This window comes from Streptomyces sp. JLSY215 (assembly GCF_059682825.1).
On record NZ_CM185022.1, the window covers coordinates 2,639,728 to 2,658,397 of the forward strand.

The following is an 18,670-nucleotide window of genomic DNA, read 5'->3' on the forward strand; positions in this document are numbered from 1 at the left end:
GGAAGCCCATGGCCGCTCCCACGGCTCCGCAGCCGGAGATTCTCGCCGCGTTCGAGGCGGCGAAGGGCTTCATGCCCGTGGACGAGGGGCTCGCCCTGTACGCGGCGGCGGTCGAGGCAGCGGCGCTCGGGCTGCCGCTGGTGGAGGTCGGCACCTACTGCGGCCGGTCCACGATCCTGCTCGCGGACGCCGCGCGGGGCGCCGGCGTGGTGGCCGTCACCGTCGACCACCACCGGGGCAGCGAGGAGCAGCAGCCGGGCTGGGAGTACCACGACGCGACGGTCGTCGACCCGGAGGTCGGCCGGATGGACACCCTGCCCACCTTCCGCCGCACCCTGCACGCCGCCGGCCTGGAGGAGCACGTGATCGCCGTGGTGGGCCGCTCCCCGCAGGCCGCGGCCGTCTGGCGGGCGCCGGCCGGACTGGTGTTCATCGACGGCGGACACACCGACGAGCACGCCACCGCCGACTACGAGGGCTGGGCGCCGCATGTCGCGCCCGGGGGGCTGCTGGTCATCCACGACGTCTTCGCGGACCCGGCGGACGGCGGCCAGGCCCCCTACCGGATCTACCGCAGGGCCCTGGAGTCCGGCGCCTTCACCGAGGTCGCGGCGCACCGTTCGCTGCATGTGCTGCGGCGCACCGGTTCCGGCATCTGAGCAGGCCGGACGGGCACCGGAGGGGCGGCGGCGACCACGCGGGCTACGATCGCGGACGTGTCGAACGGCAGTACTTTCCCCCCGCACCGCCGCCTGCGCGGCACCGTCGCCGTCCTCGTGCTGGCCGCCGTCCTGGTGGGCGCCGCCGCGGGCTATCTCTTCCTCCGGTCGCACAGAGGCAGCGGCGGCGAGCCACCACGCGCCGCACACCCCGCGCCGAGCACGTCCACCGACGGCAGCGGGACCGGCCATGACGGCGGCGGCAAGCCGGACGGGACGGACGGCAAGAAGGACGGCAAGGGGGACGACGGCGCCCGGGGCACCGGTGCCGGGAAGGGCAAGGGCGATCCGCACGGCAGCCTCAAGGGGAAGACCGTGCTGATCGACCCCGGGCACAATCCGCACAACCGCGATCACGGCGGGGCGATCGCCCGGCTGGTGAACATCGGCAACGACCGCAAGGAGTGCGACACCACCGGCACGTCCACCGACGCCGGTTACGCCGAGGCCTCCTTCACCCTGGACGTCGCCCGCCGGGCCCGCACCCTCCTGCGGCACCAGGGCGCCAAGGTCGTCTTCACCCAGGACGGCGACCGTCCGTACGGCCCCTGTGTGGACGAGCGCGCCGCCGCCGGCAACACCGCGCACGCCGACGCCGCGGTCTCCATCCACGCGGACGGCTCGGCCGTCGGCAACCGCGGCTTCCACGTCATCCTGCCCGCGCGCGTCACGGCGGGCGCGGCCGACACCTCGGCGATCGTCGCGCCCTCGCGGCAGTTGGGCGAGCGGCTGGCCGGACGGTTCGTGGCGGCCACCGGAAGCGCGCCGTCCAATTACATCGGCGACGGCACGGGTCTCGACGTACGCTCCGATCTCGGCGGCCTCAACCTCTCCACGGTCCCGAAGGTGTTCATCGAGTGCGGCAATATGCGCGACCCGAAGGACGCCGCGCATTTGACCGACGCGGCCTGGCGGCAAAAGGCGGCGCGCGGGATCACCGAGGGCATTACGGACTTCCTGACAAGCTGACCGGAGCCGCGATACCGCCGCACACGGGGTGCCATACGACGCTCATACGGCATCTCGTACCGCATTCCGTACAGGAACCGATACCAAGAAGACGGCCCGGCGGATTCGGCGATAGGTTCCCCTTTACGATGGGTCCCTGCCGTGCCTCGCACCGCGCGCGCCAGCGACAGCGTCGACCAGATCCACGAAAACGACAAAGGACCCTTACGTGAACATCCGCTCCCTCACTCGAGGCGACGGCGTGGTGATCGGAGCAGCGGTGTTGCTGTTCATCGCCTCGTTCCTCAACTTCATCTCGCAGAGCTGCCCCGGCACGTGCCCCAGCAGGGACATGCCCAACGGGTGGGATTCCGAGCTCTTCCCGGTACTGCCGTCGATCTTCCTCGGCGGCATCCTCGCCGCGGCGCTGATCGTGGCCGGCCGCGCGCTGGGCGAGCGCAAGTTCCTCGGTCTGGAGCTCGGCCAGCTCGGCACCGGGTTCAGCGTGTTCGCCGCCTGGTCCTCGCTGTGGACTCTGTTCGACGGCTTCGGCCGCGGTGCCGGCTATGACGGCTACAGCAACACCATCGGTATCGGTTGCATCCTCGCCTTCATCGCCCTGCTGGCGATGTCCGGCGCGGCGATCGCCACCAGCCAGGTCCCCGCCCTCAAGGCCGCGCTGATCCCGGACAAGCCGGCCGGCGGCCCGTCCCCGTACGGCGTGAACCCCAACCCCGGCTACGGCTACCCCGCCGCCCAGCAGCAGGCCCAGCCCGGCCAGGGCTACGGCTACCCGGGCGGCCAGCAGCAGCCGCAGCCCGGTCAGCCCCAGCCCGGCCAGCCCTACGGCCAGCAGCCCCAGGCCGACGCCACGGCCGGCGGCCCGCAGGGCGCGGCCGCTCCGGCGGCCGCCGCTCCGGCGGGTGCCACCCCGGCCGACTTCGCGCCGTTCTGGTTCGCGGTGCCCGTCGCCCGCCCGCTCTACGGCGAGGACGGCTCCCCGGCGCCGATCGCCGAACTGGCGCCCGGCACCTGGTACCTCGCGGTCGAGCAGCGCGGCCAGGCCCTGATCGCGCAGACCCAGGACGGCCGGCGCGGCGTCCTTCAGGACACCACCGGCATCCAGCGCGGCTGAGACCGGACACCACCGGAGCAACGCCGGACGCACAGCGGTCCTTTCGCGGCCCCTCGCCCCTCGCGGGCGGGGGGCCGCTGCCGTGCCCCCGCCCTGCCCGCCGCCCGTCCGTTGCCATGTCCACGGCCCGGCCGTACAGTTCGCCGGACACCGCTTCCTGACGGGCCGTCAGGAAGGGGCGGACAGGAAAGTCGACCGGGGAGGGCGGCCGTATGCGACTGGGACTGGCGCTGGGCTACTGGGGCCGGGGCCCCGACCCCCGGCATCTCGAACTCGCCCGCGAGGCCGAACGCCTGGGCTATGACTCGGTGTGGACCGCGGAGGCCTGGGGCTCGGACGCCTTCACCGCGCTGACCTGGATCGCCGCCCACACCTCCCGCATCGCCCTCGGCACCGCCATCGCCCAGATGGCCGCCCGCACCCCCACTGCCACCGCGATGCACGCCCTGACCCTGGACCATCTCTCCGGCGGCCGCATGCTGCTGGGCCTGGGACTGTCCGGGCCGCAGGTCGTCGAGGGGTGGTACGGGCGGCCGTTCCCCAAGAGCCCGCTGACCGCGACCCGCGAATATGTCGAGGTCATCCGGCAGGCCCTGCGCCGCGAGGGCCCGGTGGAAGTGGACGGCCTCTTCCACACCCACCCCTACCGCGGCGCGGACGGCACCGGCCTCGGCAAGCCCCTCAAACCCATCACCCACCCCTTGCGCGCCGGTCTCCCGATCCTCCTGGGCGCCGAGGGCCCCAAGAACATCGCCCAGACCACCCGGATCGCCGACGGCTGGCTGCCGCTGTACTGGTCGCCGCTGCGCACCGACGTCTACCAGGCGTCGCTGGCGGACGCCCCGGAAGGCTTCCGTATCGCCCCCATGGCGCGCGCCGTGGTCTGTGACGATGTCGCCGAGGGGCTGCTGCCGGTCAAGGCGATGCTCGGCTTCTACATCGGCGGGATGGGGCACGCGGCCAAGAACTTCCACGCCGACCTGATGGCCCGTATGGGGTACGAGGACGCGGCGCGGCGGATTCAGCGGCTGTTCCTCCAGGGGCGCAAGGAGGAGGCGGTGCTGGCCGTACCGGATGCCTTCGCGGACGAGATCTCGCTGGTCGGACCGCGCGAACGGATCGCGGAGCGGCTGGAGTTGTGGCGCCGGGGACCGGTCACCGACCTTCTGGTGACCGCCCCGGATCCGCGGACGCTACGGGTTCTGGCCGAGCTGAACTCCTGACCGCCCCGGTGGCCGCCCGGTGGCCTCTTCGGCGTCCCAGGGCGACCCCTTCAGCCTCCCAATTGACCGGCGGACGGGATCTGGTCCTTCACCTCCGCGCCCGCGCTCCGGCCCGCCCCCTTGACCTCGTTGATGACGTTTTGGAACGAGCTGACATCGGCGCCGCTCACGTCGCCCTTGCCGAGTTTGGTGCCCATGTTCTTGAGGGAGTCGATACCGCTGGTGAGCGGGGCGACGGCCTTGGCGAGGGTCGGGTCGCCCTTGGCGTTGGCCACCGCGGCCTTGAGCCTGTTGTACGTGAACACGCCCGCCAGGCCCGCCTTGACGAACGCGAAGGTCCGCCCGTCCGCGCCCTTCTTGAACTTCCCGGCCCGGTACGGCTTGACGATCCACTGGTAGGTGGCGCCCGCCGCCAGTCCCGCGTTGGTGACGAACCGGGTCTTGGCGAACTTCTGGCGCTCCGCGGAGCTGGTGCCGCTGGGCGTCGCGGAGGATCCGGTGGTCTCGTCCTTGGGGCCGCAGCCGGCCGCACCCAGCGTCAGGGTGCAGGCCAGCAGCAGGGCCGGGGCGGCCCGGCGCAGGCGCGCCGGGGCGGGGCGGTGGGACGGGGAAAGGGACACGGTACGGCCTCCGGCGGGCTCGGTCGACTGCGGGCGCACGTCCGCAGCGTCACCCGCCCGCCGGGGGCCCGCCACCTGGAGCCCGCCGAATGGGCCGCCGCCCCGGTGTCTCCGGACCCGAAGACACCGGCGCCTGTCGATCGGTCAGGCCCCGGTGTCCGACCGATGGGTCAGGCCCTAACGGCAGCAGTCGGGGTCGAGGCCGGCCGGCAGCCGTTCCCCGCCGAAGACCGTGGTGGTCGCCTCGTCGCCGCCCAGGGCGGCCACCGCGAGCAGCAGCGAACCGGCCGTCCAGGAGGTCAGCTCCCGTGGCCAGATCGCGTCGTCGTCGAAGACATAGCCCGTCCAGTACATGCCGTCCTCGGCACGCAGGTGCTGGATCCACTTGAGGATCTGCACCGCCCGGTCGGACTCCCCCATCGCCCACAGCGCCAGCGCCAGTTCGGCGCTCTCGCCGCCGGTGACCCAGGGGTTGGGCAGCACACAGCGCACGCCCAGACCCGGTACGACGAAGCGCTCCCAGTCCGCGTCGATGCGCTCCCGGGCCTGGGCGCCGCGCAGCGCACCGCCCAGGACGGGGTAGTACCAGTCCATGGAGTAGCGGGCCTTGTCCAGGAACCGTTCGGGGTGGCTGCGTATCGCGTGGCCCAGCCGGCCGACGGCCAGCTCCCAGTCGGGCTGTGGCTCCTCGCGCTGTTCGGCGAGTGCGAGGGCGCAGCGCAGCGCCTGGAAGACGGAGGACGAGCCGGTCAGCAGCGCGTCGTTGACCGGGGTGCCGTCGTCCTCGCGTTTCCAGCCGATCTCGCCGCCGGGCTGCTGGAGCTCGAGGACGTACTCGATCGCCGCGTAGACGGCGGGCCACATGCGGTCGAGGAAGGCCTCGTCGCCGGTGGACAGGTAGTGGTGCCAGACGCCGACCGCGATGTACGCGCAGAAGTTGGTCTCCCGGCCGCGGTCGGTGGGGGCGTCGGCGTCGCCGTCGGCGTAGGCCGCGTACCAGGAACCGTCCGGATTCTGATGCCGTACCAGCCAGTCGTACGCCGCCTCGGCGCGCTCGTGCTCACCGGCCGCGTCCAGGGCCATGGCGGCCTCGGTGTGGTCCCACGGGTCGAGGTGGTGGCCGCGGAACCAGGGGATCGCGCCGTCCTCGCGCTGGGTCGCCAGGATGCCCGCGACCGTACGCGCCGCCTGTTCGGCGGTGAGTACCCCCGGCAGCACCAGCCGTTCGGTACGCCCGGGACTCGTCACTTGGCGGCCCCGGCGGCGGGCTTGGCGGACTTCTTCGCGGCGGCCTTGGCGGGCTTCTTGACTGCCGTCTTGGCGGGCGTCGTGGACCCGGCGGCCTTCTTCGCCTCGGGGGCGGCGGCCTCGGTGGCTGCGGTGGTCCCGGCCGCCGCTTCGGGCAGATGCGGCTTGGTGGCGTAGGCGACGAAGCTCTTGCCGATGACGGGGTTGAGCGCCTGCTCGGCGAGCCGGGTGGCCAGCGGCTTCTTCATGATGTCCCAGACCAGCAGCTTGTGGTACGCCTTCACCGGCAGCGCCTTGTCGTTGTCCACCCCGAAGGCGCACTTGAGCCACCAGTACGGGCTGTGCAGGCCGTGCGCGTGGTGGGTCCCGTACGGCTCGAGCCCCGCCTCCCGCATTTTGCCGAGCAGTTCGTCGCCGCGGTAGATGCGGATATGGCCACCCTCGACCTCGTGGTAGGCGTCGCTGAGCGCCCAGCAGATCTTCTCGGGGCCGTAGCGGGGGACGGTGACGGCGATCCGGCCGCCGGGCCGCAGGACGCGGACCATCTCGGCGAGGACGCCCTTGTCGTCCGGGATGTGCTCCATGACCTCGGAGATGATCACGACGTCGAAGCTCGCGTCGGGGAAGGGCAGGGCCAGCGCATCGCCCTCCATGGCGGTGGCGGAGGCGCCGGCCGGGGCCTCACCGGCCTCCTTCATCGCGGCGAACCACTTGGCGACCTCGCGGATCTCCTCGCCGTTCTGGTCGAGGGCGACGACCTGCGCGCCGCGCCGGTAGCACTCGAAGGCGTGCCGGCCGGCGCCGCAGCCCAGGTCGAGCACGCGGTCGCCCGGGGCGAGCGGGAAACGGGAAAAGTCGACGGTCAGCACGGCGTTCTGCTTTCGTCCGGCGGTAGTTGGGCGGTGGAGGTCGGGCGACGGGCGGGGTTGGCTGTGGTGGTGGCTGCGGGGTCGGGTGCTACGTGCGGCGGGCGGCGGCGGTGCGGGCGCCCTGGAGGGCGATGGCCTCGCGGTAGCGCTCGGCGGTGCCGATGGCGGCCTGCCGCCAGGTGAAGCGGGCCAGGACGCGTTCCCGGCCGGCCGCGCCGAGGCGGCGGCGCAGCGCATCGTCGCCCAGGAGGCGCAGCAGCCCGGCGGCGAGCGCACCGGCGTCGCCCGGGGGCACCGCCAGACAGGTCTCGCCGTCGGGCCCGGCGACCTCGGGGATGGCGCCGCCGGTGGTGGCCAGCAGGGGCGTCCCGGTGGCCATCGCCTCGGCGGCGGGCAGCGAGAAGCCCTCGTAGAGGGAGGGGACGCAGGCGATCTGGGCGCCGCGGACGAGATCGACGAGCTCCGCGTCCGTGATCCCCTTGACGAACTCGATGGCGCCGGACAGGCCGAGCCGCTCGATGGCGGCGGCGACCGGCCCGTCGTCGGCGCGCTTGCCGACGACCACCAGATGCGCCTCGGGATTTTCGGTACGGACCTTGGCGAGCGCCTCGACGAGGTGGATCAGGCCCTTGAGGGGGACGTCCGCGCTGGAGGTCGTGACGATCCGGCCCGGCACCTCGGGGACCGCCGGATCGGGCGAGAAGAGGTCGGTGTCGGCGCCGATGTGCACGACGTGGATGCGGTCGGGGCGGACACCGAGGTCGTCGACGATCTCCTGGCGGGAGGAGCCGGAGACGGTCAGGACGGACGGCAGCCTGCGGGCGACGCGCTTCTGCATCCGGGTGAATCCGTACCAGCGGCGGACGGAGGCGCGGCGCTTCCAGTCGGCGGCGGCGTTCAGGTCGAGGCGGCGGTCGACGGTGATGGGGTGGTGGACGGTGGTGACCAGCGGGGCGCCGAGCGCGCCGGGGCCGCCGAGCAGGCCGTAGCCGAGGGTCTGGTTGTCGTGGACGACGTCGAACCGGCCGCGGCGGGCGGCGAGATGGCGCCGGGCGCGGAGCGAGAAGGTCAGCGGTTCGGGAAAGCCGCCGGTCCACATCGTGCCGACCTCGAGGGCGTCGATCCAGTCGCGGTACTCGCCGCGCTTGGGCGTGCGGAACGGGTCGGGCTGACGGTAGAGGTCGAGGCTGGGCAGCTCGGTCAGCGTCACCCCGTCGTCGAGGACGGGGTAGGGCTGGGCGCCGATGACCTCGACGGTGTGACCCAGCCGCGCCAGCTCGCGCGAGAGATGCCGTACGTAGACACCCTGTCCGCCGCAGAACGGGTTCCCCTTGTACGTGAGCATCGCGATGCTCAGGGGGCGATCGCCGCCCGTCGGGGCGGAGGCCGAGGGGGCCTCTGCCGGGCGGGGCGCGGCTGCCTGGACGGCCTCTGCGGTCACGCTCGGCCCCCTTCTCACTGGACTTTCGCCGGAGCGTAACCGCTGGCGGTAATCTAGAACAAGTTTCAGAACTGATCGGCCGACCATCGGCCGGTCATCGTCGGCCGGCCGCCGACGGGCAGCCGTCGACGGGCGATCGGCAGGTCGCCGCCCGGCGGCTGGTTACCGATCAGTTCAGAAGCTTTGAATCTACCGGCCGAGAACGAAGCCAACAGAGGCGCACCAGGTGATTCGCGCCACGACCCGACCCCCTGCCATGCTGTGCCGATCACACCACCGGCACTCACCGCACAGCGGATGGAAAGCCACGGAATGGGACACATGACTACGGAATCCAAGGCGGCCGGGGCGGCCGGGCCGACGCTTCCCGCGAGTCCTCCCCTGACCGAGCGTCAGGAGGCCAGGCGCCGCCGCATCCTGCACACCAGCGCCAAGCTGGCCGGCCGTGGCGGCTTCGACGCCGTGCAGATGCGGGAGGTCGCCGAGCTCTCGGGCGTCGCGCTGGGCACCCTCTACCGCTACTTCCCCTCCAAGGTGCATCTGCTGGTCGCCACCATGCAGGACCAGCTCCAGCACATGCACGAAACGCTGCGCAAGCGCCCGCCGTCGGAGGAGGACCCGGGCGCGCGGGTCGCCCAGACATTGATGCGGGCCTTCCGCGCCCTGCAGCGCGAGCCGCATCTGGCGGACGCCATGGTGCGCGCCCTGACCTTCGCCGACCGCTCCGTCAGCCCCGAGGTGGACACCGTCTCCCGGCTGACCACCGCGATCATCCTCGACGCCATGGGCCTGGACGGACCGCCCACCCCCGAACAGCTCTCGGCGGTCCGGGTCATCGAGCACACCTGGCACTCGGCCCTGATCACCTGGCTGTCCGGCCGGGCCTCCATCGCCCAGGTCAAGATCGACATCGAGACGGTCTGCCGACTGATCGGGGTGACGACGCCGGAGGGGTGACGACGCCGGAGCGGGACGGTGCCGGAGGGGTGACGGTGCCGGAGCGGTGACGCCGGGCGCAGCGCCGGGCCGGGCGGCGTTCGCCCGGCACGTTCGCTCCCGGCGTCAGCTCCCGGCTCTCACTCCGCGCGTTCGCTGCGGGCTCGCACTCCGCGCCTTCGCTGCGGGCCCTCGCGCCGCGCGTTCGCTCCGCGGCCCACCTGGGTAGTGGGACCCGCAAGGGGCCCTCCCTACCCTTAGGGGACCGCCGCCCCCACCCCCTACGGGCCCCGGGCCCGCCCCGCCCCCCGCGGCCCTCACTCCTCCGGCGGGAACACCGCCTCCCCCGTCTCCGCGACCGTGATCAGGATCGCCTCGACCGGACATCCCTCCGCCGCCGCCAGCACGCTCTCGGAGGCGTCCCCCTCCGGCGCCACCGGATGCGACTGCCGCGCCGTGTCCAGCCGGAAGCCGTCCGGCGACGCGCCGACGCACATCCCGGACCCGATGCAGACGCTGCGGTCCACCTCCACCCGCCAGCGGTCCCCCATCACGCACCCGCCGGCAGATGGATCATCTTGTGCTCCAGATATTCGCCGAAGCCCTCGGGGCCGAACTCCCGCCCGATCCCGGAGTTCTTGTAGCCGCCGAACGGGCCGAGCATGTCGATGCTGAAGGTGTTCACCGAGTACGTACCGGTGCGCACCCGCCGCGCGATGTCGATGCCGTGGTCGACGTCCGCCGTCCATACGGAACCCGAGAGCCCGTAGTCGGAGTCGTTGGCGATCCGTACCGCCTCCGCCTCGTCGTCGTACGGCAGCAGGCAGATGACCGGGCCGAAGATCTCCTCGCGGGCGATCCGCATGGAGTTGGCCACCTCGCCGAAGAGGGTCGGCTCGACGTACCATCCCGTGTCCTGGCCCTTCGGCCGGCCGCCGCCGGTGAGGACCTTGGCGCCCTCCTGCTGGCCGAGCGCGATGTAGTCCAGCGAGCGCTGCTGCTGGCGGCGGGCGACCAGCGGGCCCAGTTCGGTGGCCGGATCCAGCGGGTCGCCGACCTTCAGCGCGGCGGCCGCCGCGGTGAACCGTTCGGCGATCTCGTCGTACCGGCTGCGCGGCGCGAGGATCCGGGTCTGGGCCACACAGGCCTGCCCGTTGATCATCCAGGCGAACGGCACGATGCCGGCCACCGCCGCGTCCAGATCCGCGTCCGGCAGGATGACGGCGGCGGACTTGCCGCCCAGCTCCAGCGTGACGCGGCTGAGGTTGCGCGCCGCGACCTCCATGACGCGCTTGCCCGCCGCCACCGAGCCGGTGAACGAGACCTTGTCGACGCCCGGGTGCCCGACCAGGTACTCACTCACCTCGCGGTCCGCGGGCAGGATCGACAGCACGCCCTCCGGCAGCCCGGCCTCGGTCGCGATCTCCGCGAGGAGGTACGCATCGAGCGGGGTCTCCGGCGACACCTTCAGCACCGCCGAGCAGCCGGCCAGCAGCGCCGGGGCGAGCTTGGCGGCGGCGGTGAACTGCGGGACGTTCCACGGCACCACCGCCGCGACCACCCCGACCGGCTCGCGCCGTACGAGAATCGGGCCCAGCGCCCCGGCCCGCCGCTCCTCGAAGGGGAAGTCGCGGGCCACGGTCAGTGCCGAGTCCCACGCCATCATCGCGGCCAGCGACTGCACCATGACACCGGAGGTGAACGGGGTGCCGTTCTCCGAGCTGATGACCTTGGCGATCTCCTCGCTGCGTACCGCGATGGCGTCCTTGATGCGGGTCACCACCGCGATCCGGTCCTCCAGAGGGGCGTTCGCCCAGACCCCGGACTCGAAGGACGTACGGGCCGCGACCACCGCACGGTCGACATCGGCCCGCGAGGCGTGCGGGACGCGGCCGATGACCTGTTCGGTGTGCGGTGAGACGACCTCGATCGTGTCGCCGCCGGCCGGGTCGACCAGCTCACCGCCTATATAGAGCTTTCCGTGCTCGACGAGGTCGTCGCTGCTCATCGCTGCCGCCTCCCGACGGTTCTGACGGTTGCTGCCCTGATTGCTGCCCTGATTGCTGCGCTGGTTCCTGCGTTGTTTCCTGCGATGGGGCCTTGCTGGTTCTGCGCCGGTTCCTGTGGTGGGTTGTGTGCTGGTTCCTGCGGTGCTCGTCTGCGGGCGGATTCCGGGACCGGTTGCCGATTCCTGACGCTCCATCAGGAATACGGTGCGCACAGGAACTGATACCAGTTCTAGTTGATGGAGTCCACGGCGCGGACCGAATCCCAACACCGGCCCTGCAAGGTCCACTTCGGGATGACGTGAAACCAGTTCTAGTTATAGTGAAGTTGTACGGCACACCGAGAGGGGACCGGGATGACGACGCAGGTGACCGACCATCAGGGCGGGGTGTGGAGCATCGCCGTGCCCATCCCGGACAACCCGCTGGGCCACACCCTCGTGCACCTCCTGGAGACGGATCGCGGGCCGGTGCTGATCGACACCGGCTGGGACGACCCGGACTCCTGGGACAGGCTCGTCGCCGGGGTCACCGCGTGCGGGTTCGCCATCGCCGATATCCACGGCGTGCTGATCACCCATCACCACCCCGATCACCACGGGCTGTCGGCCAAGGTGCGGGAGGCGTCCGGCGCGTGGATCGCCATGCATGCGGCCGATACGGCCGTGGTCCGCCGCACCCGGGAGGCCGTACCGGGGCAGTGGCTCGACTATCTGCTCGTCAAGCTGACGACGGCGGGCGCACCGGAGGAGCATCTGGCGCCGCTGCGGGAGGCTCGCGCGGGCGGGCGTGGCCGGAAACTGCCCGGCCGACGGGCCGCGCTGCCGGACCGGGAGATCGAACCGGGTGAGCTGCTCGATCTGCCCGGGAGGCGGGTGCGCGCCATCTGGACGCCGGGGCACACGCCGGGGCATGTGTGCCTGCATCTGGAGGAGGAGCATCCGGGGGTGTTGGGCGCCGGGGCCTCGGGGCAGCGGTCCCCGGGGCGGGGCGGCGGCTTCGGGCGGCTCTTTTCCGGTGATCATCTGCTGCCCGGGATCACCCCGCACATCGGCCTGTACGAGGACCCGGACGACGCCTCCGCCACCGACCCCCTGGGCGACTACCTCGACTCCCTGGAGCGGATCGGGCGGCTGGCGCCCGCGGAGGTGCTGCCCGCGCATCAGCATGCGTTCACCGACGCGGCGGGGCGCGTACGCGAGCTCATCGCTCACCATGAGGAGCGGCTGTCCGGATTGAGAGCACTGCTCCGCACACCGCGGACCGCCTGGCAGCTCGCCGAGTCCATGGAGTGGAACCGCCCCTGGGAACAGATCCCCTACGGCTCCCGCAATATCGCCGTCTCGGAGGCCGAGGCCCATCTGCGACGCCTGGTGAAGCTGGGGCACGCCGAGCCGGTGCCGGGGTCGGACCCCGCGACGTACGTCGCGGTCTAGCGAGGCGTACGGCCCGCGCGGCCCAGGGCCCGTACGGGAGGCGGGGCCGGTGCGGCCGCCGGTTAGGGTGTGCGGGACAACTTCATCCGTGCCCGATCGGGGGAAGCCGGTGGAAATCCGGCGCTGACCCGCAACCGTGAGGACGGCCCGACCGTCCGAGCCGGAGCACCCGCTGGGGCACGACCAAGGCTCCCGCCACCAGGCCCGTCCTCGACGGCCGGTGTGCGGCACCGTCGAGGTATACGGAGCTGAGCCCGGTGCCACCGCCGCGATCCGCCGACCGGCGCGCGGGGGCCGGCCGAGCGCGGCTGCGTACCACGTCACCACCGCGTAGCACCGCTGCACCCCGACCCGAGAGGCACCGACCCGATGGCCACCATGGCTCCCATGGCGCATTCCCTCGCCGTCCTGGCACGCCGCGCCGCCCCGGCGCTGGCCACCGCGGCCCTGCTGGGCACGGCCGCCGCCCCCGCCGCGTACGCCGCCGACGCCGCCCCCTCCACGTCGCCGAAGAAGCTGCCGGCCGGGCTGTACGGGAGCAAGGACCCGCAGTACGACGGTGTCTGGCGGCAGTCGCTGGCGCTGCTGGCGCAGGACACGGCGGGCGTGAAGCCCGCGGCGTCCGGCATCGACTGGCTCACCGGGCAGCAGTGTGCCGACGGTGCGTTCACGGCCTTCCGCGCCGATCCCGGCAAGGCCTGCGACGCGAAGACGATGCGGGACACCAACCAGACCGCCGCCGCGGTGCAGGCGCTGGCCGCGCTCGGCGGGCACGACGGCGCCGTGAAGAAGGCCGTGAACTGGCTGAAGTCGGTGCAGAACGAGGACGGCGGCTGGAGCTCGATGGCCGGTTCGCCCAGCGACGCCAACTCCACCTCGGTGGTCATCGGCGCGCTCGCCTCCGCCGGCGAGAAGCCCGCGTCCGTGACGGCGAAGAAGAGCGGCAAGAGCCCCTTCGATGCGCTGCTCGCCTTCCAGCTGGGCTGTGCCGCCAAGGAGGGCGAGCGGGGCGCGTTCGCCTACCAGCCGAAGGACGGCAAGCTGGCCCCGAACGCCGATGCCACCGCGGCCGCCGCGCCGGGCGCCCTGGGCAAGGGCTTTGTCGTGGCCCCCGCGGGCAAGGACGTCGACGAGCCGGTCGAGGCGTTGGCCTGCAAGGACGGCAAGTCCGGCGCGAAGAACGGCCCCGAGCGGGCCGCGTCGGCCGCGAGCGCCTACCTCGTCGCGCAGCTGGACAAGAACGGTCAGCACCTGATGTCCGCGATGCCGGGCGCGGAGGAGCAGCCCGACGTCGGCAACACCGCCGACACGGTCGTCGCGCTGGCGGCCGGTTCGCACGGAGCCGCCGCGCAGAAGCCCCTGAAGTGGCTGGAGAAGCACTCGGCGGACTGGGCGAAGCAGAACGGTCCGGCCGCCTACGCCCAGTTGGTGCTCGCCGCGCACGCCGCCGGCGCCGACCCGCGCTCCTTCGGCGGCACCGACCTGGTGGCCGCGCTGAACGCCACCGGCCCAAAGCCCGCGGGCAGCGCGGCGCCGTCGGCCGCACCGCAGAAAGACGCCCAGGACAGCGACAGCAACGGCATCCCCTGGTGGATCATCGGGGTCGGGCTCGCCTTCGGCGCCGGGATCGGCTTCCTGATCAGCGGCCGGAACAAGAAGAAGAAGAACGAGCTGTGAGGCGGCGCAGGAGTCCCCTGCGGCGCGGCAAGACGGCCGGCGCACTGCTGCTGGCCGCTGCGGTCACGGGGCTGGCGGCCGCGCCCGCGCAGGCCCAGGAGTACCGCTACTGGTCGTTCTGGGACGGCAAGGGCGGCGCCTGGTCGTACGCCTCCGAGGGCCCGGCCACGGTGCGCCCGGCCGACGGCAGCGTCCAGGGGTTCCGGTTCACCGTCAGCGCCGACTCCGCCGCGGCCGGCAAGCCGCGCACGGCCGCCGATTTCGCCGCGCTGTGCCAGGGCACGCCGGCCAGATCCGGCAGCAAACGGGTCGGCATCGTCATCGACTTCGGCAGCGCCGCGGACGCACCCGACGGCGAGACGCCGCCCAAGGCCCGTACGGAGTGCGCCCGGGTGCCCGAGGACGCCTCGGCCGGCGAGGCGCTGGCCGCGGTCGCCGAGCCGCTGCGCTACGACCCCAACGCGCTGCTGTGCGGCATCGCCGGCTATCCGAGGTCGGGGTGCGCGGACCAGGTGAGCGGGGCGAAGAAGCCCTCCGCGGCGCCGTCTTCGCAGGCGGCGGCGGGTGACGGGGACGACGGCGGCCCGTCCGCCGGGCTGCTCGGCGGCATCGCGGCCGTCGTCGTACTGGGCGCGGCCGCCGTGTGGCAGGCACGCCGCCGACGCGGATGAGCGCCCCGCAGGCGACCCGCAGCAACGCGTTGCACGCCGGTGCCTGGTGGCTGTGGGCGCTCGGCCTGGCGACCGCGGCTTCGCGTACCACCAATCCGCTGCTGCTGGGGCTGCTGGTCGGCGTGGCCGGCTATGTCGTCGCGGCCCGCCGTACGGACGCGCCCTGGGCCCGCTCCTACCGGGCGTTCGTCCGGCTCGGCCTGCTGGTGATCGTCATCCGGCTGGTCTTCGCGGTGGTCCTCGGCTCGCCGATCCCCGGTACGCACACCCTGGTGACGCTGCCCGAGGTGCCGCTGCCCGACTGGGCGAAGGGGGTGCGGATCGGCGGCCGGGTCACCGCGGAGGGCATGGTCTTCGCGTTCTACGACGGGCTGAAGCTGGCCACCCTGCTGATCTGCGTCGGCGCCGCCAATGCGCTCGCCAACCCCGCGCGGCTCCTGAAGTCCCTGCCCGGTGCCCTGTACGAGGCGGGGGTGGCGGTCGTCGTGGCGATGACCTTCGCGCCGAACCTGGTCGCCGACGTGCAGCGGCTGCGGGCGGCCCGGCGGCTGCGCGGGCGGCCCGACCGCGGGTTCAAGGCGCTGCTCCAGGTGGGGCTGCCGGTGCTGGAGGGCGCGCTGGAGCGGTCGGTGGCGCTGGCCGCGGCGATGGATGCGCGCGGTTACGGGCGCAGCGCCCAGGTCCCGCCCGCCGTGCGGCACACCACCTCCGTCCTCACCCTCGGCGGGCTGCTCGGCGTCTGCGCCGGCACGTACGGGCTGCTGTCGGACGCCGGCGCCGGGTACGGGCTGCCGCTGCTGCTCGCCGGGCTCGCGGCGGCGCTCGGGGGGCTGTGGCTGGGCGGCCGCCGTTCCGTCCGCACCCGCTACCGGCCCGAACGCTGGGGCCTTCGCGCCTGCCTGGTCGCCGGGTCGGGCATCGCCGTGGCCGCCCTGATGATCTGGGCGAATTCCTGGGCACCCGCCGCCCTCCACCCGCCCGCCGTCCCGCTGACCGCCCCGGTCCTGCCCCTCTGGCCGGCCTCTTCCCTCCTCCTGGGCCTGCTGCCGGCGTTCGTCGCCCCGATGCCGTCCGGTACGGGGCGCGCGGCGCGGCTCCAGGGGCGGCCGCGCGCCGCGGGAACCGGGGCCCCGCAGCCCTCCGCCCCGCTCACGAAGGAGCCCACCCAGTGATCCGGTTCGAGCAGGTCTCGGTCACCTACGGGGACGCCGGAGCGCCCGCCGTCCAGGGCATCGACCTGACCGTCCCCGAGGGCGAACTGTGCCTCCTGGTCGGCCCGTCCGGCGTCGGCAAGTCCACCGTCCTGAACGCCGTCTGCGGGCTCGTACCGCATTTCACCGGGGGCACCCTGCGCGGCCGCGTCACCGTCGACGGTCGTGACACCCGCACCCACAAGCCGCGTGAACTGGCCGATGTCGTCGGCACGGTGGGCCAGGATCCGCTGTCCCACTTCGTCACCGACACCGTCGAGGACGAGCTCGCCTACGGCATGGAATCGCTCGGCCTCGCCCCGGACGTGATGCGCCGCCGCGTCGAGGAGACGCTGGACCTGCTGGGCCTGGCGGACCTGCGCGACCGCGCCATCGCCACGCTCTCCGGCGGCCAGATGCAGCGGGTGGCGATCGGCTCGGTGCTCACCACGCACCCCAAGGTCCTGGTCCTGGACGAGCCGACGTCCGCGCTCGACCCGGCCGCCGCCGAGGAGGTCCTGGCCGTGCTCCAGCGCCTGGTCCATGACCTCGGTACGACGGTCCTGATGGCCGAGCACCGGCTGGAGCGGGTCGTCCAGTACGCGGACCAGGTCATTCTGCTGCCCGCGCCCGGCGCGGCGCCGGTGATGGGCGATCCCGCGGAGATCATGGCCGTCTCCCCCGTGCACCCTCCGGTGGTGGCCCTCGGACGGCTCGCCCGCTGGTCGCCGCTGCCGCTGTCGGTACGCGATGCCCGGCGCAAGGCGGCGTCGCTCCGGGAGCGGCTGGCGGACGTGGCGCCGGACGGGGCGGCCGGTGCTGCCGGTGGCTCGGGAGGCGCGGGCGCCGGCGGCCCCGCTGTGGTGGTCTCGGGGCTCGGTGTCCGACGCGGGCCGGTGGATGCCCTGCACCGGGTGGACCTCACCGTCCAGCCGGGCGAGACCCTCGCGCTGATGGGCCGCAACGGTGCGGGCAAGTCGACGCTCCTGACCACCCTCGTCGGCATGCACGAACCGTCCGCCGGCACGGTCCGCGTCGGCGGTGTCACCCCGCACCGCACCAGCCCCCGCACCCTTCTCCAGCACGTCGGCCTCGTCCCCCAGGAGCCCCGCGACCTCCTCTACGCCGACACCGTCGCCGCCGAATGCGCCGCCGCCGACCACGACGCGGACGCGCCCGCCGGCACCTGCCGCGAACTCGTCACCCGGCTGCTGCCGGACGTTCCGGACTCCGTCCACCCCCGCGACCTGTCCGAAGGCCAGCGCCTCGCGCTCGCCCTGGCGGTGGTCCTGACCGCCCGCCCGCCGCTCCTCCTTCTCGACGAGCCCACCCGCGGCCTGGACTACGCCGCGAAGGCCCGCCTGATCGACGTGCTCCGCGCCCTCGCCGCCGAAGGGCACGCCATCGTGCTGGCCACCCATGACGTGGAACTGGCCGCGGAGCTCTCGCACCGCGTCGTCATCCTCGCCGACGGTGAGGTCGTCGCCGACGGCCCCACCAGCGAGGTCGTGGTCTCGTCCCCTTCCTTCGCGCCGCAGGTCGCCAAGGTCCTCGCCCCGCTCCCGTGGCTGACCGTCCCCCAGGTGGCCCGCGCCCTGGAGGCCACGCCGTGACTCCGGCCGCCCCCGACTCCCCCGCCGGGCACCGGACCCGCGCCGTACGCCTGGGGCCCCGTGCCCTCGCCGCTCTGGTGCTCATCTCGGCCATCGGCGTGATGGCGTTCGGCTGGCCGCTGCTCGCCGACTCCGCCTCCGGGCTCGCGCACTCCAAGGACGCGCCGTGGCTGTTCGCCGCGCTGCTGCCGATGCTGCTCGCCGTCGTCGTGGCGACCATCGCCGACAGCGGCCTGGACGCGAAGGCCATCGCCATGCTCGGCGTGCTGGCCGCGGCCGGAACCGCCATGCGCCCGCTGGGAGCGGGCACCGCCGGCATCGAGCCAATGTTCTTCCTGATGGTGCTGGCGGGGCGGGTGCTCGGCCCCGGCTTCGGCTTCGTCCTGGGATCCGTGGCGATGTTCGCGTCGGCGCTGCTGACCGGCGGCGTCGGCCCCTGGCTGCCGTTCCAGATGCTGACCATGGGCTGGGTGTCCATGGGCGCCGGCCTGCTGCCCGGCGGCGACGAGGTCCCCTCGGGGCAAGAGGGGCCGAGCGCCTGGTGGAGGCTGCGCGGCCGCCGCGAACTCGCCCTGCTCGCCGCCTACGGGGCGGTCGCCGCCGTCCTCTACGGCCTGATCATGAACCTCCAGGGCTGGCCCTACATCGGCGGAATGGCCTCGGGCGTCTCCTTCGTCCCCGGCGACCCGTTGCACGAGAACCTCACCCGCTTCCTCGCCTACTGTCTCGCCACCTCCCTCGGCTGGGACCTCCCCCGGGCCCTGGTCACCGTGATCCTGACCTGCACCCTCGGCGGAACCGTCCTCAAGGCCCTGCGCCGCGCCACCCGCCGGGCCGCCTTCGACGCACCGGTGTCCTTCTCCGGTCCGGCCAAGGGCGCGGAAACGGACGCCTGATCGCTGCGCCTGTCCTGAACGGCGGGGCCGGGGCGGCGGGGT

At 73.2% G+C, this 18,670-nt stretch carries 17 protein-coding genes and 1 riboswitch; of the genes, 11 read left to right on the plus strand and 6 right to left on the minus strand.

Annotated elements, in window-relative coordinates; translation table 11 throughout:
• The first annotated feature begins 8 nt into the window (after nucleotides 1-8).
• The 4 genes from AC5677_RS11790 (at nucleotide 9) to AC5677_RS11805 (ending at nucleotide 4,025) form a co-directional block, all read left to right on the plus strand.
• Nucleotides 9-659, plus strand: a complete 651-nt coding sequence (locus AC5677_RS11790) for a class I SAM-dependent methyltransferase (RefSeq protein ID WP_497194986.1) — start codon at nucleotides 9-11, stop codon at nucleotides 657-659.
• 57 nt (nucleotides 660-716) lie between these two features.
• Nucleotides 717-1,688 (plus strand): N-acetylmuramoyl-L-alanine amidase, encoded by a 972-nt coding sequence (locus tag AC5677_RS11795; RefSeq protein WP_497194987.1) that lies wholly within the window; start codon nucleotides 717-719, stop codon nucleotides 1,686-1,688.
• 208 nt (nucleotides 1,689-1,896) lie between these two features.
• Nucleotides 1,897-2,802: a hypothetical protein gene (locus tag AC5677_RS11800; protein WP_497194988.1), complete on the plus strand. Its 906-nt coding sequence runs from the start codon at nucleotides 1,897-1,899 to the stop codon at nucleotides 2,800-2,802.
• 212 nt (nucleotides 2,803-3,014) lie between these two features.
• Nucleotides 3,015-4,025, plus strand: a complete 1,011-nt coding sequence (locus AC5677_RS11805) for an LLM class F420-dependent oxidoreductase (protein ID WP_497194989.1) — start codon at nucleotides 3,015-3,017, stop codon at nucleotides 4,023-4,025.
• Nucleotides 4,026-4,075: 50 nt separating this feature from the next.
• Here AC5677_RS11805 and AC5677_RS11810 read toward each other — a convergent pair whose 3' ends face one another.
• The 4 genes from AC5677_RS11810 to AC5677_RS11825 all read right to left on the minus strand — a co-directional run bounded on the left by AC5677_RS11810 (nucleotide 4,076) and on the right by AC5677_RS11825 (nucleotide 8,203).
• Nucleotides 4,076-4,645: a hypothetical protein gene (locus AC5677_RS11810; protein ID WP_497194990.1), complete on the minus strand. Its 570-nt coding sequence runs from the start codon at nucleotides 4,643-4,645 to the stop codon at nucleotides 4,076-4,078.
• A 177-nt stretch (nucleotides 4,646-4,822) separates the two neighbouring features.
• On the minus strand, nucleotides 4,823-5,893 hold the full coding sequence (locus tag AC5677_RS11815) for a prenyltransferase/squalene oxidase repeat-containing protein (RefSeq protein ID WP_497194991.1): 1,071 nt from the start codon (nucleotides 5,891-5,893) through the stop codon (nucleotides 4,823-4,825).
• Nucleotides 5,890-6,762 carry a class I SAM-dependent methyltransferase gene (locus AC5677_RS11820; protein WP_497194992.1) on the minus strand — a complete coding sequence of 291 codons (873 nt, stop codon included), beginning with the start codon at nucleotides 6,760-6,762 and terminating at the stop codon, nucleotides 5,890-5,892. The genes AC5677_RS11815 and AC5677_RS11820 overlap by 4 nt, the downstream gene beginning before the upstream one ends.
• An 88-nt stretch (nucleotides 6,763-6,850) precedes the next feature.
• Complete coding sequence (locus AC5677_RS11825; protein WP_497194993.1) at nucleotides 6,851-8,203, minus strand: glycosyltransferase family 4 protein; 1,353 nt, start codon at nucleotides 8,201-8,203, stop codon at nucleotides 6,851-6,853.
• 321 nt (nucleotides 8,204-8,524) lie between these two features.
• Here AC5677_RS11825 and AC5677_RS11830 point away from each other — a divergent pair, with 321 nt between their 5' ends.
• The gene (locus AC5677_RS11830) at nucleotides 8,525-9,160 is read left to right on the plus strand and encodes a TetR family transcriptional regulator (RefSeq protein WP_403824506.1); all 636 of its coding nucleotides are present in this window, start codon (nucleotides 8,525-8,527) and stop codon (nucleotides 9,158-9,160) included.
• Between the two features lie 296 nt (nucleotides 9,161-9,456).
• On the opposite strand, the gene AC5677_RS11835 is transcribed toward AC5677_RS11830, so the two are convergent.
• Entirely contained in the window at nucleotides 9,457-9,690 is a 234-nt protein-coding gene (locus AC5677_RS11835; protein ID WP_497194994.1) for a ferredoxin, read from the minus strand.
• The gene (locus AC5677_RS11840) at nucleotides 9,690-11,147 is read right to left on the minus strand and encodes an aldehyde dehydrogenase (protein ID WP_497194995.1); all 1,458 of its coding nucleotides are present in this window, start codon (nucleotides 11,145-11,147) and stop codon (nucleotides 9,690-9,692) included. Before AC5677_RS11840 ends, AC5677_RS11835 begins: the two co-directional genes overlap by 1 nt.
• Before the next feature lie 354 nt (nucleotides 11,148-11,501).
• On the opposite strand from AC5677_RS11840, the gene AC5677_RS11845 reads away from it, so the two are divergent.
• The 6 genes from AC5677_RS11845 (at nucleotide 11,502) to AC5677_RS11870 (ending at nucleotide 18,628) form a co-directional block, all read left to right on the plus strand.
• Complete coding sequence (locus AC5677_RS11845; protein WP_497194996.1) at nucleotides 11,502-12,581, plus strand: Strvi_7410 family MBL fold metallo-hydrolase; 1,080 nt, start codon at nucleotides 11,502-11,504, stop codon at nucleotides 12,579-12,581.
• 76 nt (nucleotides 12,582-12,657) lie between these two features.
• Nucleotides 12,658-12,772: riboswitch (cobalamin riboswitch) on the plus strand.
• A 196-nt stretch (nucleotides 12,773-12,968) separates the two neighbouring features.
• Nucleotides 12,969-14,258, plus strand: a complete 1,290-nt coding sequence (locus tag AC5677_RS11850; RefSeq protein ID WP_497194997.1) for an SCO2321 family membrane protein — start codon at nucleotides 12,969-12,971, stop codon at nucleotides 14,256-14,258.
• Nucleotides 14,259-14,275: 17 nt separating this feature from the next.
• Nucleotides 14,276-14,929 carry an SCO2322 family protein gene (locus AC5677_RS11855; RefSeq protein ID WP_497196589.1) on the plus strand — a complete coding sequence of 218 codons (654 nt, stop codon included), beginning with the start codon at nucleotides 14,276-14,278 and terminating at the stop codon, nucleotides 14,927-14,929.
• Entirely contained in the window at nucleotides 14,926-16,101 is a 1,176-nt protein-coding gene (locus AC5677_RS11860; protein ID WP_497194998.1) for a CbiQ family ECF transporter T component, read from the plus strand. The genes AC5677_RS11855 and AC5677_RS11860 overlap by 4 nt, the downstream gene beginning before the upstream one ends.
• Entirely contained in the window at nucleotides 16,098-17,732 is a 1,635-nt protein-coding gene (locus tag AC5677_RS11865) for an ABC transporter ATP-binding protein (RefSeq protein WP_497194999.1), read from the plus strand. Before AC5677_RS11860 ends, AC5677_RS11865 begins: the two co-directional genes overlap by 4 nt.
• Nucleotides 17,729-18,628 carry an ECF transporter S component gene (locus AC5677_RS11870; protein ID WP_497195000.1) on the plus strand — a complete coding sequence of 300 codons (900 nt, stop codon included), beginning with the start codon at nucleotides 17,729-17,731 and terminating at the stop codon, nucleotides 18,626-18,628. Before AC5677_RS11865 ends, AC5677_RS11870 begins: the two co-directional genes overlap by 4 nt.
• Nucleotides 18,629-18,670: the final 42 nt, after the last annotated feature.